The organism is Pseudomonas sp. NBRC 111143, assembly GCF_001320965.1.
GTDB classification, from domain to species: domain Bacteria; phylum Pseudomonadota; class Gammaproteobacteria; order Pseudomonadales; family Pseudomonadaceae; genus Aquipseudomonas; species Aquipseudomonas machongensis.
Window position 1 is genome coordinate 23,645 of record NZ_BCBT01000020.1, and the last position, 23,701, is coordinate 47,345.

Genomic DNA, 23,701 nt, shown 5'->3' on the forward strand with positions numbered 1-23,701 from the left:
GGCTAGTCCCTTGGCATTGACGATTCTTGGCCTGTCCGGCGCCCTTAGCCATGACCCTTCCGCGGCCTTGTACATCGACGGCAAGCTGGTTGCCGCTGCAGAAGAAGAGCGCTTCGTGCGTGACAAGCATGCGAAGAACCGCATGCCCTACGAATCGGCGAAGTTCTGCCTGGAGCAGGCCGGTATCAAACCGTCCGACGTTGATGTGGTGGCCATTCCGTTCGCCCCCATCAGCCTGTTCGGCAAGGCCCGCTGGCACTACGCCAAGCGCTACTGGTACGCCCCGGACCGCGCCCTCGATGCGATCCTGATGGGCAACCGCCGCTACAAGCGCTACCGCAAGAAGATCGTCTGGTGCCTGGAGCAACTGGGCTTCGACCCGAAAAAGGTCAAGATCGAACCGGTCGAGCACCACCTGGCCCACGCCTCCAGCGCTTATCACTGCTCGGGCTTCAAGGAAAAGACCGCGATCCTGGGCATCGACGGCAAGGGCGAGTACGCCACCACCTTCTTCGGCTACGGCGAAAACGGCAAGATCCACAAGATCAAGGAGTTCTTCGACCCGGATTCGCTGGGCGGCCTGTACGGCGCGATCACCGAGTTCCTGGGCTTCGAGATGCTCGATGGCGAATTCAAGGTCATGGGCATGGCCCCGTATGGCGACGCCAGCAAGTACGATTTCTCCCGTCTGGCCAGCTTCGAGAACGGCGAACTGGTGATCAACACCGAGTACGCCAACGTTATCGGCCTGCGTCGCTATAAAGAGAAGGGCAAGGGCTTCTACTTCTCGCCCAAGCTGATCGAATGGCTGGGCCCCAAGCGCGAAGGCGATATCGCCGACGAGCCGTACATCCATTACGCGGCCAGCATGCAGGCGCTGTTCGAGAAGCTCGCCCTGCAGATGATCGACCATTACCTGGGCGACATCCTCAAAGAGACCGGCAAGCTGGCCTTCGCCGGTGGCTGTGCGCTGAACGTCAAGCTGAACCAGAAGATCATCGCCCGCCCCGACCTCAAGGAGCTGTTCGTCCAGCCGGCCTCCGGCGACGCCGGTACCGCGGTCGGTGCGGCGGCCTACGTGTCCCACGCCCGTGGCGTGCCGGTCGAGAAGATGGAGCACGTCTACCTCGGCCCGGCGTATTCCAACGAGGACGTGATCGCCGCCTGTGCCCGCCATCCGAATGCGCCGAAGTGGCGCAAGCTCAACGACATGCCGCAGCGCATCGCCAAGATCATGGTCGACGGCAATCCGGTGGCCTGGTTCCAGGGCCGCATGGAGTTCGGCCCGCGTGCACTGGGTGGTCGTTCGATCATCGGCTGCCCGAGCGTGCCGAACGTCGCCGATCGTATCAACGAGCAGATCAAGTTCCGCGAGCGCTGGAGACCATTCTGCCCGTCGATGCTCGACACCGTTGCACCGCAGATGATCAAGATCGACCATCCCGCGCCGTTCATGACCTTCACTTTCGAAGTGGCCGAAGAGTGGAAGACCCGTGTGCCGGAAGTGGTGCACGAGGATGGCACCTCGCGTGCCCAGGTGCTCAAGCGTGAGTACAACCCGCGCTACTACGACATGATGAAGGCGCTCGAGGAGCTGACCGGCAACGGCGTGTCGCTGAACACTTCGCTCAATCGCCGTGGCGAGCCGATGATCTGCTCGCCTACCGACGCGCTGAACATGTTCTACGGTTCGGATCTGCAATACCTGATCATGGAAGACATCCTGGTGGTCAAGGACGGCGCGGCCGCGTATGACCAGCCGCTCTGACCTGCGTGTCCTGCAGTTCTGCCATGGCTACGACGGGCCGTTCCTCGACTGCGCCCGTCAGTACGCCAGCCTGTTCGAGGGGCGTGGCTACAAGGTCACCACGGTCTTCCTTACCGGCAAGGCCAACGCGCAGGTGGCTGCAGGCTGTGCATCCGACGAAGTGCTGTTTCTCGAGTTCAGCTCCAAGGCCGTACGCGGCCTGAAGCTGGGCGCGATCCGCGCGCTGCGCAAGATCGCGGCCGAGCGCCGTTTCAGCTTCTGCATCGCCCACCGCTTCAAGCCGATCTACGTCGCGCTGCTGGGTACCGGCTTGCCGGTGATCGGCGTGCATCATGCCTTCGGCGATTACCAGCGCAAGGGGCGTCGCCTGTTCGCCAACCTGTTTCGCAAGCGCTTGAGCCTGCTGGGTGTATCCGACGCGGTGCGTGACGATATGCGCCGCTGTCTGGCGCAGTGGCCGCACGAACGCATCCAGACCCTGTACAACCGTATCGACGTCGAGGCGCTGCAGGCCAGTCTCGTGCCGCGCGACGAGGCGCGGCGTGCCCTGGGGCTCGATGCACAGGCGTGGATCGTCGGCAACGTCGGCCGTCTGCACCCGGACAAGGACCAGGCGACCCTGCTGCGCGGTTTCGCCGAGGCGTTGCCGGGCCTGCCGGCCAATGCGCGTCTGGTGGTGCTGGGCAAGGGGCGGCTGGAAGACGCGCTCAAGGCCCAGGCAGCCGAACTGGGGATTGCCGACCGTGTCGACTTCCTTGGCCAGGTGCCGGATGCCCGTCGCTATTTCCAGGCGTTCGATGTGTTTGCCCTGAGCTCTGACCACGAACCCTTCGGCATGGTCCTGCTGGAGGCGATGGTCGCTGGCGTGCCGTTGTTGGCCACGGCCTGTGGCGGTGCGCGCGAGGTAGTCGAAGGGGTAGGTGTGCTTTTCCCGCTGGGCGACGTTGGGCAACTGGCGCAGGGGCTGAAGCACATGGCCGGGCTGAGCGACGATCAGCGTCGCGAATGCGCGCAACTGATGCTGCAGCGTCTGCGCGAGCGATTTTCCGACGCAGCCGTGCGCCAGGCGTTCTGGCAATTACCACAGGTGCGTGCACTGGAGGCTCGCAACTGATGCTCAATCATCTGAAGGCCTGGCGCGAACGCGGCTGGGCCGTTATCGATGCGAACGAGTATGCGCACACCTGGCAGCGATTCGGCGGCAGTGTCGCCACTCATCCGTTGGTGGTCGAGCAACTGGCTGAACTTGCACAGATTCCGGTGCGCTACCTGGGCTGGCGCCAAGGCGGCGAGCTCGTGGCGGCAGTCCCTACCTGGGGGCGGCACCTGGCGTTGTCCAAGGATGTTCTCAAGCGTCATGGCAAGAAGGGGCTGTTCGACCTGGGCAATGCCGAGCTCATCCTGCCTGCAGCGGTTGATGCTGCTGCGCCCTTGCGCCACGCCGGGCGCTACCTGTCGGAGCTCAATCACGGGCGCTTCGAGGGCTTGAAACCCCAGGCCGAGCAATTGGCCATGGCGCGCCCGCATGAAGATCTGTCGAAGAAGTTTCGCTACAACCAGCGCCGCGAACTGCGCCTGCTGGAGGAGGCCGGTGGCGTGGTGCGTCCGATCACCGACTTCAGTGGTGCCGAGATCGCCGCGATGTACTGCGACCTGTTCCAGCGCCGCTGGAGCTTCCCCGCGACCGGCGCTGCGCGTATGGATGAGGTGGTCGAGCGCTTGCGCGAGCTGCTGATCGGCTCGGTGCTGTTTCTCGAGGACAAGCCGATTGCCATCCAGCTGATTTACCGGGTCGAGTCGCCTGAATGGATCAGCGTCGAGTATGTCAACGGTGGTGTTGACCCTGAGACCAAGGCGTTCAGCCCCGGCAGCGTGCTGAGCTTCCTCAATACCCAGGCCGCCTGGGAAGACGCCAACGCCCGTGGCAAGGCCCTGCGTTTCTCATTTGGCCGGGCCGACCGTGAGTACAAGGACCGTTGGTGCAACCCGGTTCCGGTGTACCAGGCATGAGTCGCAAGCAGCAATTGCTCAAGCGCCACCGGCGCAACAAGCGCCTCGGGCTGGTGATCGGGTTGTTGCTGCTGATCGCATTGGGAGCGCTGAGCTGGTGGTGGCTGCCACTGTGGCTGCTGCCGCTGGTCTGGGCGGCCCACGAGGCCTGGTTCGCCGACCATCTGTTCTACGCGCCCGGCGAAGATTATGCCTTCGACTTCGGCGAGCACAGCCGTGTCGAGGCCGTCGGCATTCAAGACGGCGTGCTGAAGAGCGCTGCATCGTTCAGCGATGATGACACGCTGATCCTCGAGGTTCGTGTGAAGTCTGGATGGCTTGGTCGCTTTCTCGATCCTCGGGTCGAGCTGGTCGCGGACGCCATGCATGACAGCCAGACCTTCGAGCGCGGCGTCGATGGTGTGCGTTTTCTCAACCTGACCGGCCTTGGCGCTGCACTGCGCGATGGGCGACTGCGCCTGCTCGGGCGCCACTGCCGACTGCTGGGCGAGCCGCGCCTGTGGATAACCCCGGCTGTGGAGTTGCGCCGCCGTCGGGTCATGGTGATCGCGCCCCATGCTGACGATGCAGAGCTGGCGGCTTATGGGCTCTACAGCAAGGCCGACGAGGCCTGGGTGGTCACACTGACCGCTGGCGAGATCGAGGCCGAGCACTACCAACAGATGGGTCTGGCCAAGGCCGAGGCGGCGCAGCTCAAAGGGCGCCTGCGCGCCTGGGACAGTATTGCCGTGCCACGTTGGGCCGGGGTGCCGGAGGCCCGTTGCGTGCAGTTGGGCTATTTCTGTCTGCAATTGCCTGCCATGCAGGCTGCGCCCGATCAGCCTGCGGCCTCGCGTGAGGCGGAGATGACCGATATCCGGCCGTTCCGTCGTTTCAATCCGTTTCCACTGCCGGGCGATGCCGATGGTGCGCCGACCTGGAACAACCTGCTGGCCGACTTGCGTGTGCTGCTGCAGATGGCCCGCCCAGAGATTCTGGTCATGCCGCACCCGCAGCTCGATCCACACCCGGATCATCTCTGTGCCCAAGCGGCTGTGCTCGAAGCCCTGCAGGGGTTGGACTGGCAGCCGCAGACCTTGTTGTGCTACGCTAACCACCTGCACGACAACGACCGCTGGCCCATGGGTGACAGCGGTGATGGCATTGCCCTGCCGCCGCAACTCGAAGCTGGCCAGCCCTGGGCGCCCTGCAGCCTGGTGCTGGACGTGCCGACCCAGCGCGACAAGGCCATGGCGCTGGGCATGATGCACGACCTGCAGCCTCCGGCGCCGTTCAAGCGTCGCCTGCGGCGTCTGTTGCAGCGCTGGCTGGCCGGGCGTCGACCGTCGCCTTACGGGGAGAACGAATTCTTCCGCAAGGCGGTGCGTCGACATGAACTGTTCTGGCGCCGCGAGCAGTGAGTGCCCGATGATTGACCGCGATGGCGTCACGCCCCCAAGGAATGCAATGAAAGTCCTATTTCTGGTGCAGAAGGAACAACGGGCCATCCTCGATCGCCTGTACGACGGCGTTGCGGCCAACTGCGAGTGCGACTTGCGCTGGTTGTCGAGCGACGACCAGCGCAACCTGCGGCGCTACTTCAAGCGTGAAGTGGACGTCGAGCGCTATGACCGTATCGTCTTTTTCCTGCGCTTCAAGCAGGAGATCCGCCAGGTCGGCTTCATTCGCACGATCCCTAATCTGGTGATACTCGAGCACGATGCCTACCAGAACTACATTCCCTGCAAATACACCGGCAAGTTCAGCGCGCACTACCGCAAACTGCCTTGGGCGCGAGTGATCAGCTCTGGCTACATGGTCAGCGAGCGCCTGCGCCAGGAAGGTTTCGATGCGGTGTTCGTGCCCAAGGGCTATGACCAGCAATTGCTGACCGACCAGGGGCGTGAGCGTGATATCGAACTGGCCTTTGTCGGCAGCACCAAGAGCGTCGCCTATAGCGGCCGCAAGGCGTTGCTCGATGAACTGGGGCAGGTGGAAAACCTGGTGGTGACTCGTACCAAGTCCGGTGAAGACTACTGCAACACGCTCAACCGTATTCGCTTCTTCGTCAGTGCCGACGTTGGCATGGGCGAGTACATGATCAAGAACTTCGAGGCCATGGCCTGTGGCTGCGTGCTGCTGGCTTTCGACCAGGGCGAGGCGGAAAACCGTGCGTTGGGTCTTGAGGACATGCACAACGTGGTGCTGTACGACAGCATCCCGGTGCTGCAGGAGAAGTTGCGGACATTACGCGCCGATCCGGCGCTCGCCGAACGCATCGCCGCCAATGGCCGCGAACTGGCGGTTTCTGGCTTTAGTTTTGCCCAGGTCGGGCGTAGCATCGTCGACCACATGATGCCCCCCTCAGACCACGAGCGCCGCTTAGTGCGTGGCAGCGTCTGCGTCTGAAACTGGGGCTTTGAACCACATCAAGCTGTCCATCGGACGGATTGGAAATGGCCGCAAGGCGGAGGGAGCCCAGTGCGCTTCTCGGAAAACAGTGACATCACGCTGGTGGTAACCAGCTGCGGGCGTTTCGACCTGCTCAAGGCGACGCTGGAAAGCTTCGACCGCTACAACACCGCGTCGATCCGTGAGGTGTTCATCACCGAAGACTCGGGAGACGATGCGGTTCACGCTGCCGTCCCCGAGCATTGGAAGGCCCACTGCAAGGTGTTCGTCAACCGGCCCAAGCTGGGGCAACTGGCGTCGATCGACCTGGCCTACAGCCACGTCAAGACACCCTACATCTTCCATTGCGAGGATGACTGGAGCTTCTATCGCCAGCACTTTGTCGAGGACTCCCGGCTGATCCTCGAGGCCAGCCCGCAGATCCTGCAGGTATGGCTGCGCAGCCATGCTCACGACCTGGCGATCCATAGCCCCTACATTCGCCTGGGCGATCGGCAGGTCATCGCCCAGGTGCCGTGTTACCCGCTGCTCTCGGAAAAAGCCGATTGGCAAGCGTTTTCGCTTAACCCAGGATTGCGTCGCTTGAGCGATTACCAGACCTGCGCACCATTTGCTGCCTATTCTGGAGAGAAGGCGCTGTCGCGTCGTTATGCCGAGCTAGGCCTGACCGCCGTCACGCTCGAGGGCGATGCGGTGCTGCATACTGGTTTCGGTAGCCATGTGACCTTGCCCGAGGAAGTCCAGCGCAAGGCCAAGCGGCGCCAGCGCGACCGGATCAAGCTGGTGGCTGCGCTCGTTGTAGGAACATTAGTCGGTATTGGAATCGGCTTTCTTGCTCATTGAATCGGTTGACCTGGCGGTCGGCCTGCCGGGTATGAGGGAGCTCTACCGATGAATGTTGTCAATGTGATGTGGTCGGGAGGTGCCCCGTACATGTCGGTTCACAAGGTGCACCGCCAGATGCTGTGTCATGTTGCAGAAGGGGCAGAGATCACCAACTGGCTGCTGCTGGGCGATGGCCTGTGCTGCGGCGAGGGCACTACCCGAGAGTGGCACATGCCGCCTCGCACCCTCAAAGGCCGAAGTTTCTGGCGCTGGCTGACACCTGTGTTTCGGCACCGCTTGTACAAGGCACTGCAGCAGACCCGACCTGACGTCTTGCTGCTCGACGGCATGGGCGTTGCGCGCCTTGTGCTGCCGTTGATGCGACATTTCCCGGAAGCACGAGTGACCGTGCTCTTTCATGGCTCGACCCGCTTGCGCGGCAGCGACATTCGCTTGCTGCGCGCGGTTGAGGCGCGGCGCCTGATCATCGCTGCAGTTTCCCGCACCCTCGCCCAGGCACTGGAACAGGCTCTCGGTCGTTCTGTCGAAACGCTGCGTGTTGCACTGGATCCCCAGGTGTTCGGTGCGGCGCTCTTCGAGCGTGACCACGCCAGGCGGTTGCTTGCCATTGTTCAGCGTCCAGGGCCTGTATTCGGCGCGGTAGGTCGGCTGGTGGAGAGCAAAGGCTTCGAGATGCTGATCGAAGCCTTTGCCCAGGTGCACCGGCAGCAACCGGACGCCCGCATGGTAATCCTCGGCGACGGCGAGCTGCGAGCGCGCCTCAATGCCCGCATCCAGGCGCTCGGTCTGGGCGATAGTGTGCAGCTATGTGGTTACCGTCCCGATTTATCGCAACTCTATCGTGCCTTCGACTGGCTGTTGGTGCCTTCGCGCTCCGAGGGGTTGGGGATGGTATTGCAGGAGGCTGTGCTGGCCGATGTGCCGGTGCTATGCAGCGACCTGCCGGTGTTCCGCGAGCAGTTGGGACAGGCCGGACGCTACCTGCCGGTAGGGGACCAGGCTGCCTGGGCGCGCGCCATCGGGGAGTGCAACACACTCAGCGTCAAGGAGACGGCTGCCAGGCAGCGTGATGCGTTGTCCCCGGAGCAGGCTTGGCGAACATTCAGCCAGGGCTCGCGGGCGTTGTTGCGGGGCTGAGGATCAGCGCTCCAGCAGCGCCGATTTCAGTTCAGTGAGCGGGAAGTGATTGCCGAGTCGCTCCCGCTCGATGTAGTTCGCCAGATGCTGCACGTTGCGCCGAACCATGCGCGCCGACAGCGGAGGACGCAGGAAGCGCATGTCGGCAACATCAATGAGGCCCAGCTGTTGCTCGGGGGTAACCACGACGTTGCCCAGGTGCAATGAGCGGAAGTAGATCCCTGAACGATGAAGGTGTCGGATCAGTGCGATCAGTGCAGGCAGGTAGTCATTCCAGCTGAACCCCGGCAGGCGCGAACGCTGCAGCAGGGTTTCACCCGGCAGCGGGCGGTAGAGCACCGCGGTGCGCCCCGGCAGGTCCAGTTTGTGATGGCTGATCACTTCCAGAGTGGGGATGCCCAGTTGCACCAGGCGCGCTGCGTTGTCGATGAAGCGCTGGGAGTAGGGGCGCAGCAGCGCAGATGAAATCAGACGTTTACGACGAAAAACCTTGAGGATATTGCCATCCTCGAGCAGGTAGACTTTGGCGCCGTGACTGTCGGCCTCCAGAACCCTGGCGCCGAGTGTCAGCTGATCGAAGTCGGGCTGGGAGAGTCGGGAGCATTGCATGGATGGGTGCCTTGTCTTCTGCAAGCAAAATGACTGGCAATAATGCCGAAAATAATGCGGTTGCACCATGACGGTGTCATTGGACTGATCGGGGGAAGGAATGTTGTATGAAAAATCGTTGGGCCCAGGCCTGGCTGGGATTCGGTTTCGTTTGGTTCCTGGCGGCGATCGCCCTGGCGCCGAGCAACAAGCTCTACCAGCAAGGCCTCATCCTGTTCCTCTGGCTACCGACCCTGGTATTCGCCTGGTCCGCCCGACAACTTTTCGTGAGCGGGTGGCGCCGTCAGCCGGCACTCTGGACGGCGATCGCACTGTTGTTGGTCTGGGGGGCGTTGAGCCTGGCGTGGTCATCCACCGAAGAGGGCGGGCGCGAGGGCAAGCGGCTGGTCTATATCCTGCTGTTCCTTATGGCTTTCCCGTTGCTGGCGCAGCTCGGCGCCTACCGTGTGCGTGTGTTGTTGCGTGTCGGTGGAATCTTGATGGCGATTGCTGCACTGATTTCGATCTATCGCTTCTATCACGTGGTTGGTTACCCGCTGGTTGCGCGTCTTGAAGGAATTGGTGAAATCAGCCATCCGATCCTGGGTGCCTATGTCGTCGGTGTCATGGCCGTGGCGATGCTTCACGATTGTCCGCGCAACCGGCTCGTGCAGTTGGGTTGGGTGCTGGGCCTGGCCTGCCTGGGGGCTTTCATTGTCTTTTGCCAGAGCCGCGGCGCGGCCGTGGCCTTGTTGTTCACTGTGCTGTTGGCGCCATTCTGGATGCGTGATCGGCTCAGCAAGCTGATCTCTGTGTCGTCGCTGCTGATCACTGCAGTCGCGATATTCCTGTTCCTGGACCTGATCATGCAGCGGGGTTCCTCTTATCGGCCCGAGATATTCCAGTCCTCGATTCAGATGATCGAACAGCACCCATGGACCGGCCTGGGGCTTGGCGCGTTCTACCGCGTGGAGGCACTGGGGATCCAGTTCGACCATACCCACAATATGCTCACTCATGTTGCCGTCGAACTGGGGCTGCCCGGTATGCTGTTGTGGATAGCAGTATGGCTGTTCGCGCTGCGCGAGATCCTGCGTGCCCGCGAGACGATGTTGGGCAAGCTGGCGCTGGCAGTTTGGGTGTTTTCAACCGTGGCCATGCAACTCGATGCCGCAAGCCTCACCGGTACCCCCCGCGCGGAGTGGTTCATCAGCTGGTTGCCGGTCGGCCTGGCGATGATGTTGCCGTGGGTGCATGCCGAGCGAAAAGCCTGTGGTAAAATTTCCGGTTCAACCTGAACAGCGAGCTCGATGATGGCCGAAACACCGCGACCGGCGGACAACCCCACCAGCCTGAAGATCTATTTCAGGCTGCTGGGCTATGTGAAACCCTACATCGGCATTTTCCTGCTGAGCATTATCGGTTTCGTGATCTTTGCCTCGACCCAGCCGATGCTGGCGGGGATCCTCAAGTACTTCGTCGATGGCCTGAGCAATCCGCAAGCGGTGTTGTTCCCCGACGTCCCCTACCTGCGCGACCTGCAATTGCTGCAGGCGGTGCCGTTGCTGATCATCCTGATCGCTGCCTGGCAAGGGCTCGGGTCGTTCCTCGGTAACTACTATCTGGCCAAGGTGTCTCTCTGCCTGGTCCACGACCTGCGCCTGGAGCTGTTCAACAAGTTGCTGGTGCTGCCCAACCGCTACTTCGACAGCCATAACTCCGGGCACCTGATCTCGCGCATCACCTTCAACGTCACCATGGTCACCGGTGCCGCCACCGACGCGATCAAGGTAGTGATCCGTGAAGGCCTGACCGTGGTGTTCCTGTTCATCTACCTGATGTGGATGAACTGGAAGCTCACCCTGGTGATGGTTGCCATCCTGCCGGTCATTGCAGTGATGGTGAGTACTGCCAGCAAGAAATTCCGCAAGCAGAGCAAGAAGATCCAGGTGGCCATGGGGGACGTCACCCACGTGGCCTCCGAAACCATCCAGGGCTACCGTGTGGTGCGCAGCTTCGGCGGCGAAGCCTACGAAGAGCGTCGATTCCGAAATGCCAGCCAGAGCAACACCGACAAGCAGCTGCGCATGAACAAGACCGGCGCCCTCTACACCCCGGCCCTGCAACTGGTGATCTACAGCGCCATGGCCGCGCTGATGTTCCTGGTGCTGTTCCTGCGTGGTGATGCCTCGGCTGGCGACCTGGTCGCCTACATCACGGCGGCTGGCTTGTTGCCCAAGCCGATTCGCCAGCTTTCGGAGGTCAGCTCGACCATTCAGAAGGGCCTGGCCGGCGCCGAGAGCATCTTCGAGCAGCTCGACGAGAAGCCCGAGGTGGACGGCGGTACCGTGGAGAAGGAGCGTGTCGAGGGCCGTCTGGAGGTGCGCAACCTGAGCTTCACCTATCCAGGCACCGAGCGTCAGGTGCTGACCGACATCAGCTTCGTCGCCGAGCCCGGGCAGATGATCGCCCTGGTGGGGCGTTCTGGCAGCGGCAAGTCGACGCTGGCGGCGCTGATCCCGCGTTTCTACCACCACAACAAGGGCGAGATCCTGCTCGATGGTGTGGAAATCGAGGATTATCGCCTACGTAACCTGCGCCGGCATGTGGCCCAGGTGACCCAGCATGTCACCCTGTTCAACGACACCGTGGCCAACAATATCGCCTATGGCGACCTGGCCGGTGCGCCGCGCGAGGCCATCGAGGCTGCCGCGGCCGACGCTTACGCCAAGGAGTTCGTCGACCAACTGCCCAAGGGCTTCGACACCGAGGTCGGCGAGAATGGTGTGCTGCTGTCCGGTGGCCAGCGCCAGCGCCTGGCAATCGCCCGTGCGCTGTTGAAGAACGCTCCCCTGCTGATTCTCGACGAGGCGACCTCGGCACTGGATACCGAGTCCGAGCGGCATATCCAGGCGGCGCTCGACCATGTGATGGAGGGGCGCACCACCCTGGTGATCGCGCACCGCCTGTCGACCATCGAGAAGGCCGACCTGATCCTGGTCATGGACCAGGGGCGGCTGGTCGAGCGTGGTACCCATGCCGAACTGCTTGAGGCTAATGGCCATTATGCCCGCCTGCATGCCATGGGACTCGATGAGCCGGACAAGGCCGATATCACCTGAAACCCTCATGAATCGGGGCGTGTGTGCCCCGATTGTCACTGGAATTGTCCCCGCCGCAGTTGGCGTTAAAGCCGCCGGCTGCCGTGTGCTAATATCCTGCCCCTGTTCATTTTTCCATATGGGTTGCCCATGAAGTTGTCCATGCCGCGTTTCGATCAAGCCCCGGTACTGGTGGTCGGCGATGTGATGCTCGACCGCTACTGGCATGGCGGTACATCGCGTATCTCGCCGGAAGCGCCGGTACCGGTGGTCAAGGTCGACCAGATCGAGGATCGGCCCGGCGGTGCGGCCAACGTTGCCTTGAACATCGCAGCGCTTGGCGCCCCGGCTTCGCTGGTGGGCGTCACCGGCCAGGACGAAGCGGCCGACAGCCTGGCCAACAGCCTGCAGGCCGCTGGTGTGCGCTCGGTGTTCCAGCGCATTGCGCACCAGCCCACCATCGTCAAGCTGCGGGTCATGAGCCGCCACCAGCAATTGCTGCGCATCGACTTCGAAGAGCCCTTCGCCACCGACCCACTGTCGCTGGGTGCCGAGGTCGATGCACTGCTCGAAGGCGTCAAGGTGCTGGTGCTGTCGGACTACGGCAAGGGCGCACTGAAGAATCACCAGTCGCTGATCCAGGCTGCTCGCAGCAAGGGCATCCCGGTACTGGCCGACCCCAAGGGCAAGGATTTTTCCATCTATCGCGGTGCCAGCCTGATCACCCCCAACCTCAGCGAGTTCGAGACCATCGTCGGGCGTTGCGCCGATGAAGCCGATCTGGTCGCCAAGGGTTTGCAATTGCTCGAAGATCTTGACCTCGGCGCGGTGCTGGTGACCCGCGGGGAACACGGCATGACCCTGCTGCGCACCGGTCATCCGGCCTTGCACCTGCCGGCCCGTGCCCGCGAGGTGTTCGACGTCACCGGTGCTGGGGATACCGTCATCTCGACGCTGGCGGCTGCCATTGCCGCAGGCGAGGACCTGCCGCATGCGGTGGCCCTGGCCAACCTGGCCGCGGGCATCGTCGTCGGCAAGCTGGGTACCGCAGCGATCAGCGCCCCGGAGTTGCGCCGGGCGATCCAGCGGGAAGAAGGCTCCGAGCGCGGGGTGCTGGGGCTCGAGCAGTTGCTGCTGGCCATCGACGACGCGCGTGCGCACAACGAGAAGATCGTCTTCACCAATGGTTGTTTCGACATCCTCCATGCCGGGCATGTGACGTATCTGGAGCAGGCCCGTGCCCAGGGGGATCGCCTCATCGTGGCGATCAACGACGATGCTTCGGTCAGCCGTCTCAAGGGGCCTGGGCGTCCGATCAACAGCGTCGATCGCCGCATGGCGGTGCTCGCCGGCCTGGGGGCGGTGGACTGGGTCATCAGTTTCCCTGAGGGAACACCTGAAAACCTGCTGCGCCAGGTCAAGCCGGATGTGCTGGTCAAAGGCGGCGATTACGGGATCGACCAGGTGGTCGGGGCGGATATCGTCAAGGCCTATGGCGGTACGGTGAAAGTGCTGGGTTTGGTCGAGAACAGCTCGACCACCGCGATCGTCGAGAAGATCCGCAAGAACTAAGCAGGTGCTGCATCGCGTACCACCGGTGATCGCGGGGCAGGTTGCAGCGGCCAGGCGCCGCTGCTGCTATTTATGCAGTGTGGTCTTTGCCCGCTGCAGCAACGCCCGCGCCTTGTCGCTGAACCGCTGCAGGTGCGAAGGCTTCTCGGGCCGGCTCTCCACCAGCCCTTGCTGACGCACCCATTCCCGCCAGCGCACGCGCTCTTCCCTCACCACCCACCCATCCTGCATGGCGAAGCTTTCGGCCAGGTACAGCCCGCGCGTGCTCGCGGGTATCAGCTGGTCCTTCTTCAAGGTGTACAGCTCCGCCAGTGGCTTGCCGTCCTTCAGGGGCATCAGATACAGGTCGGGGCGCTTGCGGTTGAGCCGGGCCACCAGTTGGTCGCCTTCCAGGCGCTCGTCGACGTGGAACAGGCTGAGCGACTTGGCCTCCTTGGGGACCTGCAGGCGCAGATCGTAAATCAGTTGCAGCGAGGCGGTGGGCAGGTGCACATAGGCCCGTGGTCGCTCGAGCAGCATCAGGTTGCCGCAGTGTACCGGCCGCGCCGCGCCCGAGGCCGGGCTCAGGGTGAAGGGCAGGGCTTCGCGGTAGTGCAGGGCAGCGGCATACGGGGCGGGTAGCCAGGTGTCGTTGAAACGTCCGCCCAGCCAGCCTTCCGGGGTTTCCAGCAGGCATTCTTCTGCCACTTCCTGGATGGCCGTGTGCAGCGGGAGGTTGAGCTCCTGGGCAGGTACGTAACCGGAGATCAGCTTGAGTACGACATCGCCGCGGTCCTGGCGGCGCTGACGCACCAGCACCCAGTAGTCGCGGTTCTGCCAGTTGAGGGTCAGGCGTACCGAAACGCCCAGGTTGGCCAGTTCGATGACGAAGCGTTCGCTGTCATCCAGCTGGATCGCCTTGCGCCGTTGCAGGGTCTGGGCGAAGTTCAGCGGCATACCGATGCTCTGGTAGCTCAGGCGTTCCGGGGTGGCTTCGACATGCAGCGGCAGGGTCTTGAAGTTGCTCGGGTTCTTGCGGATAAGCGTACGCGCCACGAGGCTCCTCCTTGCATTCGGCGGCCGCGTGAGCGGCTCAGGCCTGGCCCAGAATACGGGCGACGGTGGCCACGTTGTGGGCCAGGTGCAACGGATTGATGGTGCCGACAATAGCACTGCTGACCCCCGGATGGGCGAACAGCAGCTCGAAGCTGGCCTGGACCGGGTCGACTCCTGGAGACAGGCAGATATGCCCGCTGGACAGGGCCTTCTTCACCAGGATGGCCTTGCCGTGTTCGGCAGCGTAGTCCAGCACCGGGCGCTCCGCCTGCTCGTTGAGGTTGTAGGTGATCATCGCGCAGTCGCCCTGTTCCAGTGCTTTCAGGCCGCCGACGGCGGTCTTGCCGGAAAAGCCATAGCCGAGGATCTTACCCTCCTGCTTGAGCGCGGCGAGTGTCTGGTAGACCTCTTGCTGCTCGAGGATGGCCAGGTCATTGCCGTCGGAGTGCACCAGTACCAGTTCGATACGGTCGGTTTCCAGGCGCTTGAGGCTGCGCTCGACCGAGCGTCGGGTATGGACGGCGCTGAAGTCGAAGTGCGACAGGCCGTTTTCGAACTCTTCGCCGACCTTGCTGACGATGATCCAGTCGTTACGCTGGCCACGCAGCAATGGGCCGAGACGCTCTTCGCTGCGACCATAGGCCGGCGCGGTGTCGATCAGGTTGATGCCCAGCTCGCGCGCCTGCGACAGCAGCAGGCGGGCCTCGTCGTCGCCGGGGATGGTGAAGCCGTTGGGATACTTCACGCCCTGGTCGCGGCCAAGCTTGACCGTGCCCAGCCCCAGTGGCGATACCTTCAGGCCGGTGCCGCCCAAGGGGCGGTGGAAATCGTGCAGGGTCGGCAGGCTCATGGCAGCAGTTGCTCCCAGGCCGGCACGCCGAGTGGTGGACGCGGCAAGTCCGTCAGGTCGGCCTGGGCGCTCGGGCGAATACCATCGCGCTCGAAGGCGGCCAGGACGCGGTCGGAGAAGTCTGGCGCCAGCGCCAGCTTGGTCGGCCAGCCAACCAGCAGGCGCTCCTGCTCGCTGAGGAAGGCGTTGTCGGGGCGTACCAGGCCCGACTGTGCGGGCTCGGCGCGATCGACGCGCAAGGTGGCCCAGCGCACTTGGCTTTGATCGACCCAGGGCAGCAGGCCGGCGATCTCTTTTTGCGCTGCGGCAATCTGCGCGGCCGGCTCGCGTGCCACGCCATCGGCTTCGGCGAGGTCGCCGCCCAGGTACCAGACCCACTGGCCATCGGCCGCCGGGTGGGTGGTCACGGTGACCCGTGGCTTGGGACCGCCGCCCAGGCAGTGGGCGTACAGCGGCTTGAGGTTGGGGCCTTTGGCCAGGACCATGTGCAGTGGCCGGCGTTGCTGCGCGGGCTGGCTCAGGCCGAGTGCATGCAACAGGTCCTCGGTGCCGCCGCCAGCACTGAGCACGATGCGTTGGGCGCGAATCTCGCGACCATCGACCTTCAGGCCGACCAGCGCCTGGCCTTCGTGCAGTGGTTCGATCCGCTCGCCAGCGAGCAGGCTGTCGCCGGCCAGTTGCGCGAGGTTGCCGAGCAGGCTGGGTACATCGATGACCAGCTCGGCCAGACGGTAGACCTTGCCTTTGAAGGCGCGGTCCTGCAGGGCCGGTGGCAACTGCTCGCCCTTGACCTGATCGACCCGGCCGCGCACGGCCTTGCTGGCGAAGAAGCTGGTGAGGTTGCCGGCCAAGGTGCCTGGCGACCATAGATAGTGGGAATCGGAGAGCAGGCGGGTGTCGCGCAGGTCCAGCTCGCCGCTGCCGGCCAGGGCCTCGCGCCAGCGCCGCGGCATGTCGGCGATGGCCTCCGAAGCGCCGGTCAGCGCGCCGTGCAGGGCGTACTTGGTGCCGCCATGGATGATGCCCTGGGACTTGATGGTCTGCTCGCCGCCAAGGCTGGCGCGCTCCACCAGCACCGTCGAATAGCCCTGGCGACGCAGCCGGGCATTGAGCCAGAGGCCTGCGACCCCGGCGCCGACGATGAGGACGTCAGTGGAAATGGCGGATGGCATGCGGGCACCTCGAAAACTGGAACGATTGCCCAGTATACAGCCCGTGCCCGGCAATGTTGCCTATCGATCAATGCCCAGCAGTCTTGGAGAAGAGCTGGATCACCACCACACCCCCTACGATCATCGCCATCCCCAGCATGGCCGGTACATCCAGCTTCTGCCCATAGATCACCAGCGCTGCGATGCTGATCAGCACGATCCCCATGCCGGACCACACCGCGTAGGCGATACCCACTGGAATGCTGCGCACCACCAGCGTGAGCATCCAGAAGGCCACGGCATAGCCACACACCATCAGCAGCAACGGCAACGGCGTACTCAGGCCCTTGACCGCTTTCATCGAAGCGGTGGCGATGACCTCGGCGCAGATGGCGATGGCGAGATAGGTGTAGGCATTCATGATCGGTTTCCTCTGGTTACTGGTCGGGCATTCTAGGTTGTTCCTGATTGCGGTAAAGTCATTACCTATCGATTCTGGAGATAGGTAATGGCCGAACAGTGGAACCTTGAACAGTTGCGGCTTTTCGTCCAGGTCGCCGAGCTACGCTCGTTTTCTGCCGTGGCCCGTGCCCAGCGCAAGGCGCAGTCGGCCGTGAGCAACGCCATTGCGCTGCTCGAAGCAGACCTTGGCGTGATCCTTTTCGAACGCAGCAGTGGTCGCCAGCCGCGTCTGACCGAAAGTGGCGAAGCCTTGCTGCGTGACGCTCAGGAGTTGTTGCGCCAGTGCGAGCGGCTCGATGGTCGCGCCCAGGCCTTGATGCGCGGCCAGGAACCGCTGTTGCGGGTGGCCCAGGACGAAGCCATGCCCTACCAGCCGGTGATCGACAGCCTTGATGAGCTGGCCAGCCAGTTCCCCTTTCTCCAGGTGCAACTGGCCAGTGGCGCACAGGGCGACGTGGCGCGCAAGCTGGTCGGGCGGCGGGCAGATCTCGGCTTGTTTTTTCATCACGAAAGCATCCCGGACTCGCTGGAGCGCCGTACCCTGGGCAGTGTCGAGATGGTTACGGTCTGTGCTGCGCATCATCCGCTTGCCCATGTCGGACGGGTAACCTGTCAGCAGCTGGCGCGTCACCGGCAGTTGCTCATCGCCCCACAGGACAGCGACTATCCGGGCGGCGAGCCGGTCAGCGCTCAGGTCTGGCGTGCCGACAGCTTCTACGTCATGGCCGAGTTGCTTATGCGCGGTCTGGGCTGGGCCTGGCTGCCACGGCATGTGGTGCAGTACCCGACGTACCAGGCGCACATGGTCGAGCTCGATAGCGAATGGCGCCCGCCGGCGCTGGTTGCCGAGCTGGCCTGGCGGCGCGACGAGCCGCTTGGGCCGGCAGCCCAATGGCTGGCTGAGCGCTTTGCCAAGCACCTGCGGGCAATCGGCTAGTCTGACAGACCTTTTTCCCGTGAATCTGAGGGGCTGTCTTCAACGTACTAGGGGCGAGTGCAGACACATTTCAGGCAGACCCTAGTAAACTGCGGCGCCATGAACAGAACCCTCTACACCCTGCTGTTTCACCTGGGCCTGCCGCTGGTTGCGCTGCGCCTGTTCCTGCGTGGGCGCAAGGCGCCAGCGTATCGCCAGCGCATCGCCGAGCGCTTTGCCTGCAAGCTTCCGGCCATGCGCCAGGGCGGTATCTGGGTGCATGCGGTATCGGTGGGCGAGAGCATCGCTGCGGCGCCGATGGTCAAGGCACTGCTCACGGCTTACCCGGACCTGCCCATCACGCTGACCTGCATGACCCCGACCGGCTCGGAGCGTATCCGCGCGATGTTCGCCAGCGAGCCGCGGGTCCAGCACTGCTATCTGCCCTATGATCTGCCCTGGGCAGCGGCGCGCTTCCTCGATCATGTGCGTCCGAAGCTGGGCATCATCATGGAAACCGAGTTGTGGCCCAACCATATCCATCAGTGCGCGAGACGCGGCATCCCGGTGGCTCTGGCCAATGCGCGGTTGTCGGAGCGTTCGGCACGCGGTTATGCCCGCTTTGCCGGGCTGACTCGGCCGATGCTCGAAGAGATGAGCCTGATTGCTGTACAGACCGAGACCGAGGCCGAGCGTTTCCGCAGCCTGGGGGGCCGCGCGCAGTGCGTGCAGGTGACCGGTTCGATCAAGTTCGACCTGAAGGTGGACGATCAGTTGCTGCCACGTGCACGCCAGTTGCGCGAGCAATGGTCGGCCCTGCAGCGGCCGGTGTGGATCGCTGCAAGCACTCATGAGGGCGAGGATGCGCTCATTCTCGAAGCTCACCAGCGCCTGCTGCAGGTGCATGGCGACGCACTGCTGATCCTGGTGCCGCGTCACCCGGAGCGTTTCGATGCGGTGCATGTACTGTGTCGCGAACGTTTCACCACGGTGCGACGTTCTTCAGGAGCAGCAGTAGACGGGCGGGTCCAGGTCCTGCTTGGCGATACCATGGGCGAGTTGATGTTCCTCTACGCCTTGGCCGATATCACCTTCGTCGGCGGCAGCCTGGTACCCACCGGCGGGCACAATCCGCTGGAGCCGGCAGCACTCGCATTGCCGGTCATTACCGGCCCGCACGTGTTCAACTTCCTCGAGATCAGCGCGATGTTGCGTGGGGCCGGTGCGTTACAACAGGTGGACGACGCCGAAGGACTGGCTGCTGCGGTCCGACGCCTGATTGAGCTTCCACAGGATTGCCGGCGCATGGGCGAGGCGGGCAGGACGGTGATGCAGGCCAATCAGGGTGCCCTGCAACGATTGCTCGAGGCCCTTGGGAGGCTCATTCAGACGCGCTCATGATGTCCTCTTTCGACCGTCTCCATGCATGTGTCCGGCACGAGATCAGGGTGGTAATTATGTGGCGATGTGGCTGAGTGGGGTGGCAGTAGGCTCGACATGAGGATGCCGTTGGGGCATCTCTAATGGAGAACTACAACATGCGCTCTTTTATCCTGTCTTTTGCTTTGCTCACGGCGTCGCTTCCCGCATTCGCTTACCTGGCACCTCGGCCGATCGAGGCCGGGGGATTCGACAGTCCCTGGATTGAGATACTCGTGGATCATGCGGATCCGAACGCAAAGGTCGAAGTGGATGGCGACACCTTTGTTGTGGACGCGCAAGCTTCGTACAACGTGGACGATGAAAGTCGGGGAGGGTTGTATTTCGTTCCGCGGGAGCTGGGGAGTGAAGACTTCCACGAGTCGTTCTCGCTGGGTAGCGGTGACCGCACCTGCAGCTACTCTATCAAGTACACCGTCGAAACATCGAGTCTGCAGCCCTCTGCAACATCGACGGGCTCCGAGTTGGCCTCCTGCACGCATGAGCTGACGCAGGATGGCAATCTAAACATCATGAAATTTGTCATGGACTGAAATGCATGACGGGCGAGCGTTCAGCTCGCCCGTTGTCATTCTCTTCAGGGGCGCCGCTCGAAGTTCTTCGCGGCTGCCGCCGCAAGATCCGGTGGCAGGAAGTCCTTGTCCGGGTTGTAGTCGGCTTTCAGGTAGCGCCCCAGGTCTTGAAGGTCTTGCGGGCTCAGCGTGCCGGCGGCCTGCTTGAGGCGAAGGTTGTCGAGGATGTAGTCGTAGCGGCTGTTGTTGTAGTCGCGCACTGAAGTGTAGAGCTGGCGCTGCGCATCGAGCACGTCGACGATGTTGCGGGTGCCGACCTGGTAGCCGATCTCGGTGGCTTCCAGGGCGCTCTGGTTGGAGATGATCGACTGTTTGCGGGCCTGCACCTGCTCCACATCGGTATTCACCGCGCGGTGCAGGTTGCGAGTGTTCTCCACCACCTGGCGGCGCAGGCTTTCGCGCTGCTGTTCACTCTGGCTCAGGCGGGCATAGGCTTCACGCACCTGCGAGCTGGTCAGCCCGCCGCTATAGATCGGAATGTTCAGTTGCAGGCCAATGCTGGTCTGCTCCACGTCGCCGCCATAGCGCACGCCGGGTTGCGGCGCAGGGTTGGTGAAGCCGAGGTTGTCGTTGTCGCCCTTCTGGTAACGCGCCACGGCATCGAGGGTCGGGGCGTGGCCGGCCTTGCGCTGGCGCAGGGTTTCCTCGGCGGCATCGACGGCGTGGTTGGTCGCCAGCAGGTTGAGGTTCTGCCGTGCGGCGGTCTCCACCCAGGCCTTGGCGTCGTTGGGCGCCGGTACCTGCACCGGCAAGCTGTGGACCACACCCTGCAGCGACCCGTACTCGCGGTTGGTCAAGGTCACCAGCGCCTCGAAGGCGTCCTGCACCTGGCGCTCGGCGATGATCCGATTGGCACGGGCGGTGTCGTAGCTGGCCTGGGATTGCAGCACGTCGGTCTTGTCGGAGAGCCCGACGTCGAAACGCTCGTTGGACTGGTCGAGCTGGCGCTTGAACGCTGCTTCCTCGGCTTTGGTCGAGGCCAGGTTGTCCTGCGCGCGCAAGACGGCGAAATAGTTTTCGGCCGTTTGCAGGATCAGGTTCTGCTCGGTGGCCGACAGCTCCAGCGCCGCTTGCTCGTTGACCGCCTCGGCGGCCTGCAGTTGGAACCAGCGGTCGGCACGGAAGATCGGCTGCGACAGCGTGGCACTCCAGGAGTTACCGCTGCGGTTGGAGGTGATCGAGGGTTCGTCCAGCTTGGTGCGGGTATTCATCATTTCCGCGCCGGCGGACAGATTGGGCAGCAGGCCTGCCCTGGCCTGCGGCACCACTTCACGGCGGGCGCCGTAGTCGGCGCGGGCGGCGGCGAGGTCGGCGTTGTTGTTCACCGCTTCCTGGTAGACGCTGACCAGGTCGGTCTTCACCGTCGTGGGCACATCCGCTGCCCAGACCACTCCGTTGGACGCACAAGACACGGCAATCGCCAGTGAAAGTTTGCGCAGCATAGGGCAATCCTTGTACGAAATTGAATTTCTGAACTGTTGAGTATCGTGCGATGCGCCAGTGTAGTGCCGCTGGCTGTCGGCAACAATCCGCCTGTTGCACCTTTCGTCTCTCGTGCATTTACGCGCTTGGCTTTGCCGACCACTCCAGTCTAGACTGCGCACGTTCTTGTCGGGGTGCCTTGAATCGAAGGCTGAGATCGGAGAGTTTCCGGATCCCGTTGAACCTGATCAGGTTAGCGCCTGCGTAGGGAACAAGATTGCTCGCCTTCCCGGGGAGCCTCTTGTGCCAGGTCCGGGAATGTCAGGCTGTCATGCAGCCAAGGCACCCCATGTATCCGGCACTGCACTCCATCCAAGGGGTGCGTCCGCGCCTTTCAGGTTCTCCCCGACATTCCGCCCGCTAGGAAGCTGTCTGGAGAGCCTGTGATGAGTAAACAAGAAAAAGCGATCAGCCTGAGCGAGTCGGCCAAAGTCGACCAGCAGTCCGTGCAACCCTTGCCCAATTCGCGCAAGGTCTACGTCCAGGGCTCGCGCCCGGACATCCGCGTGCCCATGCGCGAGATCAGCCTGCACGACACCCCCACCGACTTCGGCGGCGAGAAGAACGCCCCTGTGTTGGTCTATGACACTTCCGGCCCCTACACCGATCCCAACGTCATCATCGATGTGCGCAAGGGCCTGGGCGATGTGCGTTCGGCCTGGATCGACGCGCGTGGCGATACCGAGCGCCTGGAAGGCCTGAGCTCGAATTTCGGTCAGCAGCGCCTGAACGACGCCGAACTCGCCAAGCTGCGCTTCGCCCACGTCCGCAACCCTCGCCGCGCCAAGGCCGGTGCCAACGTCTCGCAGATGCACTACGCGCGCCAGGGCATCATCACCGCCGAGATGGAATACGTCGCCATCCGCGAGAACATGAAACTGCAGGAGGCTCGCGCTGCCGGCTTGCTCGACCAGCAGCACGCCGGTCACAGCTTCGGTGCCAGCATCCCGAAGGAGATCACCCCTGAGTTCGTGCGCGAGGAAATCGCCCGCGGCCGCGCGATCATCCCTGCCAACATTAACCACACCGAACTCGAGCCGATGATCATCGGCCGCAACTTCCTGGTGAAGATCAACGGCAACATCGGCAACAGCGCCCTGGGTTCCTCGATCGAGGAGGAAGTGGCCAAGCTGACCTGGGGTATCCGTTGGGGCTCGGACACGGTCATGGACCTGTCCACCGGCAAGCACATCCACGAGACCCGCGAGTGGATCATTCGCAACTCGCCGGTCCCGATCGGCACCGTGCCGATCTACCAGGCCCTGGAAAAAGTCAACGGCGTTGCCGAAGACCTGACCTGGGAGCTGTTCCGCGACACCCTGATCGAGCAGGCCGAGCAGGGCGTGGACTACTTCACCATCCATGCCGGCGTATTGCTGCGCTATGTGCCGCTGACCGCCAAGCGCGTCACCGGCATCGTCAGCCGTGGCGGTTCGATCATGGCCAAGTGGTGCCTGGCGCATCACAAGGAGAACTTCCTCTACACGCATTTCGACGAGATCTGCGAAATCATGAAGGCCTACGACGTCAGCTTCTCGCTGGGCGATGGCCTGCGTCCGGGCTCGATCGCCGACGCCAACGATGCAGCCCAGTTCGGTGAGCTGGAAACCCTCGGCGAGCTCACCAAGATCGCCTGGAAGCACGACGTGCAGTGCATGATCGAAGGCCCAGGCCATGTGCCGATGCAGTTGATCAAGGAGAACATGGACAAGCAGCTGGAGTGCTGCGACGAGGCGCCGTTCTACACCCTCGGCCCGCTGACCACCGACATCGCACCGGGCTACGACCACATCACCTCCGGTATCGGTGCGGCAATGATCGGCTGGTTCGGCTGCGCCATGCTCTGCTACGTCACGCCCAAGGAGCACCTGGGCCTGCCGAACAAGGATGACGTCAAGACCGGCATCATCACCTACAAGATCGCCGCGCATGCCGCCGACCTTGCCAAGGGCCACCCGGGCGCGCAGATCCGCGACAACGCACTGTCCAAGGCGCGCTTCGAGTTCCGCTGGGAAGACCAGTTCAACCTCGGCCTGGATCCGGACACCGCACGCTCGTTCCACGACGAGACCCTGCCCAAGGAATCGGCCAAGGTTGCGCACTTCTGCTCGATGTGCGGGCCGAAGTTCTGTTCGATGAAGATCACCCAGGAAGTGCGCGAGTACGCGGCCAAGATCGAAGCCGTGGATGTGACCGCCGAGCAGGGCATGCGCGAGCAGGCCGAGCGGTTCCGCCAGGAAGGCAGCCAGCTTTATCACAAGGTGTAAGTGATGCCGGCAGGGTGGTGGTGAGCCACTCTGCCGTTGCCTTTGTATCGAGGCACCCGGCCCTTTCGCGGGCAAGCCCGCTCCCACGAGCGGGCTTGCCCGCGAAGGGCCGG

19 protein-coding genes, 1 pseudogene and 1 riboswitch are annotated in these 23,701 nt (G+C 63.2%); of the genes and pseudogenes, 14 read left to right on the top strand and 6 right to left on the bottom strand.

The window, feature by feature from the left end; translation table 11 throughout:
- The first annotated feature begins 10 nt into the window (after positions 1–10).
- The 7 genes from APH44_RS13240 to APH44_RS13270 all read left to right on the top strand — a co-directional run bounded on the left by APH44_RS13240 (position 11) and on the right by APH44_RS13270 (position 8,152).
- On the top strand, positions 11–1,768 hold the full coding sequence (locus APH44_RS13240) for a carbamoyltransferase (protein ID WP_054893141.1): 1,758 nt from the start codon (positions 11–13) through the stop codon (positions 1,766–1,768).
- Positions 1,752–2,882 carry a glycosyltransferase gene (locus APH44_RS13245; RefSeq protein WP_054893142.1) on the top strand — a complete coding sequence of 377 codons (1,131 nt, stop codon included), beginning with the start codon at positions 1,752–1,754 and terminating at the stop codon, positions 2,880–2,882. Before APH44_RS13240 ends, APH44_RS13245 begins: the two co-directional genes overlap by 17 nt.
- Positions 2,882–3,778 (top strand): antimicrobial resistance protein Mig-14, encoded by an 897-nt coding sequence (locus tag APH44_RS13250; RefSeq protein WP_054893143.1) that lies wholly within the window; start codon positions 2,882–2,884, stop codon positions 3,776–3,778. The genes APH44_RS13245 and APH44_RS13250 overlap by 1 nt, the downstream gene beginning before the upstream one ends.
- Complete coding sequence (locus tag APH44_RS13255; protein ID WP_054893144.1) at positions 3,775–5,178, top strand: PIG-L deacetylase family protein; 1,404 nt, start codon at positions 3,775–3,777, stop codon at positions 5,176–5,178. Before APH44_RS13250 ends, APH44_RS13255 begins: the two co-directional genes overlap by 4 nt.
- 46 nt (positions 5,179–5,224) lie before the next feature.
- Complete coding sequence (locus tag APH44_RS13260) at positions 5,225–6,166, top strand: glycosyltransferase (protein WP_177342475.1); 942 nt, start codon at positions 5,225–5,227, stop codon at positions 6,164–6,166.
- A gap of 72 nt (positions 6,167–6,238) precedes the next feature.
- Entirely contained in the window at positions 6,239–7,012 is a 774-nt protein-coding gene (locus APH44_RS13265) for a glycosyltransferase family 2 protein (protein ID WP_054893145.1), read from the top strand.
- Between the two features lie 48 nt (positions 7,013–7,060).
- Positions 7,061–8,152, top strand: coding sequence for a glycosyltransferase (locus tag APH44_RS13270; RefSeq protein WP_054893146.1), 1,092 nt, complete (start codon positions 7,061–7,063; stop codon positions 8,150–8,152).
- Positions 8,153–8,155: 3 nt separating this feature from the next.
- Here the strand turns inward: APH44_RS13270 and APH44_RS13275 are convergent, their stop codons facing one another.
- Entirely contained in the window at positions 8,156–8,761 is a 606-nt protein-coding gene (locus APH44_RS13275) for a hypothetical protein (protein ID WP_054893147.1), read from the bottom strand.
- 100 nt (positions 8,762–8,861) lie between these two features.
- Between APH44_RS13275 and APH44_RS13280 the strand changes: the two are divergent.
- The 3 genes and pseudogenes from APH44_RS13280 to hldE all read left to right on the top strand — a co-directional run bounded on the left by APH44_RS13280 (position 8,862) and on the right by hldE (position 13,413).
- A pseudogene (locus APH44_RS13280) lies at positions 8,862–10,038 on the top strand (O-antigen ligase family protein).
- Positions 10,039–10,053: 15 nt separating this feature from the next.
- Positions 10,054–11,862 (top strand): lipid A export permease/ATP-binding protein MsbA, encoded by a 1,809-nt coding sequence (gene msbA, locus APH44_RS13285; RefSeq protein ID WP_054893200.1) that lies wholly within the window; start codon positions 10,054–10,056, stop codon positions 11,860–11,862.
- A 129-nt stretch (positions 11,863–11,991) separates the two neighbouring features.
- A complete protein-coding gene (gene hldE, locus APH44_RS13290) occupies positions 11,992–13,413 on the top strand; it encodes a bifunctional D-glycero-beta-D-manno-heptose-7-phosphate kinase/D-glycero-beta-D-manno-heptose 1-phosphate adenylyltransferase HldE (protein ID WP_054893149.1) in 1,422 nt (473 codons plus the stop codon).
- A gap of 66 nt (positions 13,414–13,479) precedes the next feature.
- Here the strand turns inward: hldE and APH44_RS13295 are convergent, their stop codons facing one another.
- The 4 genes from APH44_RS13295 to APH44_RS13310 form a co-directional block, all read right to left on the bottom strand.
- A complete protein-coding gene (locus APH44_RS13295; RefSeq protein ID WP_054893150.1) occupies positions 13,480–14,448 on the bottom strand; it encodes a hypothetical protein in 969 nt (322 codons plus the stop codon).
- 37 nt (positions 14,449–14,485) lie between these two features.
- Entirely contained in the window at positions 14,486–15,298 is an 813-nt protein-coding gene (locus tag APH44_RS13300; protein ID WP_054893151.1) for an aldo/keto reductase, read from the bottom strand.
- Positions 15,295–16,470, bottom strand: coding sequence for an FAD-binding oxidoreductase (locus tag APH44_RS13305; RefSeq protein ID WP_054893152.1), 1,176 nt, complete (start codon positions 16,468–16,470; stop codon positions 15,295–15,297). The genes APH44_RS13300 and APH44_RS13305 overlap by 4 nt, the downstream gene beginning before the upstream one ends.
- A gap of 67 nt (positions 16,471–16,537) precedes the next feature.
- Complete coding sequence (locus tag APH44_RS13310) at positions 16,538–16,870, bottom strand: multidrug efflux SMR transporter (protein WP_054893153.1); 333 nt, start codon at positions 16,868–16,870, stop codon at positions 16,538–16,540.
- Between the two features lie 87 nt (positions 16,871–16,957).
- Here APH44_RS13310 and APH44_RS13315 point away from each other — a divergent pair, with 87 nt between their 5' ends.
- The 3 genes from APH44_RS13315 to APH44_RS13325 all read left to right on the top strand — a co-directional run bounded on the left by APH44_RS13315 (position 16,958) and on the right by APH44_RS13325 (position 19,800).
- Positions 16,958–17,848 (top strand): LysR family transcriptional regulator, encoded by an 891-nt coding sequence (locus APH44_RS13315; RefSeq protein WP_054893154.1) that lies wholly within the window; start codon positions 16,958–16,960, stop codon positions 17,846–17,848.
- Positions 17,849–17,947: 99 nt separating this feature from the next.
- Complete coding sequence (waaA, locus tag APH44_RS13320) at positions 17,948–19,228, top strand: lipid IV(A) 3-deoxy-D-manno-octulosonic acid transferase (RefSeq protein WP_054893155.1); 1,281 nt, start codon at positions 17,948–17,950, stop codon at positions 19,226–19,228.
- 137 nt (positions 19,229–19,365) lie between these two features.
- A complete protein-coding gene (locus tag APH44_RS13325; protein WP_156343752.1) occupies positions 19,366–19,800 on the top strand; it encodes a hypothetical protein in 435 nt (144 codons plus the stop codon).
- A gap of 44 nt (positions 19,801–19,844) precedes the next feature.
- Here the strand turns inward: APH44_RS13325 and APH44_RS13330 are convergent, their stop codons facing one another.
- Positions 19,845–21,281, bottom strand: coding sequence for a TolC family outer membrane protein (locus APH44_RS13330; protein WP_054893157.1), 1,437 nt, complete (start codon positions 21,279–21,281; stop codon positions 19,845–19,847).
- A gap of 160 nt (positions 21,282–21,441) precedes the next feature.
- A riboswitch (TPP riboswitch) is annotated at positions 21,442–21,549 on the top strand.
- 158 nt (positions 21,550–21,707) lie between these two features.
- Here APH44_RS13330 and thiC point away from each other — a divergent pair.
- The gene (gene thiC, locus APH44_RS13335) at positions 21,708–23,588 is read left to right on the top strand and encodes a phosphomethylpyrimidine synthase ThiC (RefSeq protein WP_054893158.1); all 1,881 of its coding nucleotides are present in this window, start codon (positions 21,708–21,710) and stop codon (positions 23,586–23,588) included.
- The last annotated feature ends 113 nt before the right edge of the window (positions 23,589–23,701 follow it).

Excerpts from the sequence above, each read along its gene's own strand:
- APH44_RS13245 (WP_054893142.1), top strand. The coding sequence starts at position 1,752 with ATGACCAGCCGCTCTGACCTGCGTGTCCTGCAGTTCTGCCATGGCTAC.
- APH44_RS13250 (WP_054893143.1), top strand. The coding sequence starts at position 2,882 with ATGCTCAATCATCTGAAGGCCTGGCGCGAACGCGGCTGGGCCGTTATC.
- APH44_RS13255 (WP_054893144.1), top strand. The coding sequence starts at position 3,775 with ATGAGTCGCAAGCAGCAATTGCTCAAGCGCCACCGGCGCAACAAGCGC.
- APH44_RS13260 (WP_177342475.1), top strand. The coding sequence starts at position 5,225 with ATGAAAGTCCTATTTCTGGTGCAGAAGGAACAACGGGCCATCCTCGAT.
- APH44_RS13270 (WP_054893146.1), top strand. The coding sequence starts at position 7,061 with ATGAATGTTGTCAATGTGATGTGGTCGGGAGGTGCCCCGTACATGTCG.
- APH44_RS13275 (WP_054893147.1), bottom strand. The coding sequence starts at position 8,761 with ATGCAATGCTCCCGACTCTCCCAGCCCGACTTCGATCAGCTGACACTC.
- msbA (WP_054893200.1), top strand. The coding sequence starts at position 10,054 with ATGGCCGAAACACCGCGACCGGCGGACAACCCCACCAGCCTGAAGATC.
- hldE (WP_054893149.1), top strand. The coding sequence starts at position 11,992 with ATGAAGTTGTCCATGCCGCGTTTCGATCAAGCCCCGGTACTGGTGGTC.
- APH44_RS13300 (WP_054893151.1), bottom strand. The coding sequence starts at position 15,298 with ATGAGCCTGCCGACCCTGCACGATTTCCACCGCCCCTTGGGCGGCACC.
- APH44_RS13305 (WP_054893152.1), bottom strand. The coding sequence starts at position 16,470 with ATGCCATCCGCCATTTCCACTGACGTCCTCATCGTCGGCGCCGGGGTC.
- APH44_RS13310 (WP_054893153.1), bottom strand. The coding sequence starts at position 16,870 with ATGAATGCCTACACCTATCTCGCCATCGCCATCTGCGCCGAGGTCATC.
- APH44_RS13315 (WP_054893154.1), top strand. The coding sequence starts at position 16,958 with ATGGCCGAACAGTGGAACCTTGAACAGTTGCGGCTTTTCGTCCAGGTC.
- waaA (WP_054893155.1), top strand. The coding sequence starts at position 17,948 with ATGAACAGAACCCTCTACACCCTGCTGTTTCACCTGGGCCTGCCGCTG.
- APH44_RS13325 (WP_156343752.1), top strand. The coding sequence starts at position 19,366 with ATGCGCTCTTTTATCCTGTCTTTTGCTTTGCTCACGGCGTCGCTTCCC.
- APH44_RS13330 (WP_054893157.1), bottom strand. The coding sequence starts at position 21,281 with ATGCTGCGCAAACTTTCACTGGCGATTGCCGTGTCTTGTGCGTCCAAC.
- thiC (WP_054893158.1), top strand. The coding sequence starts at position 21,708 with ATGAGTAAACAAGAAAAAGCGATCAGCCTGAGCGAGTCGGCCAAAGTC.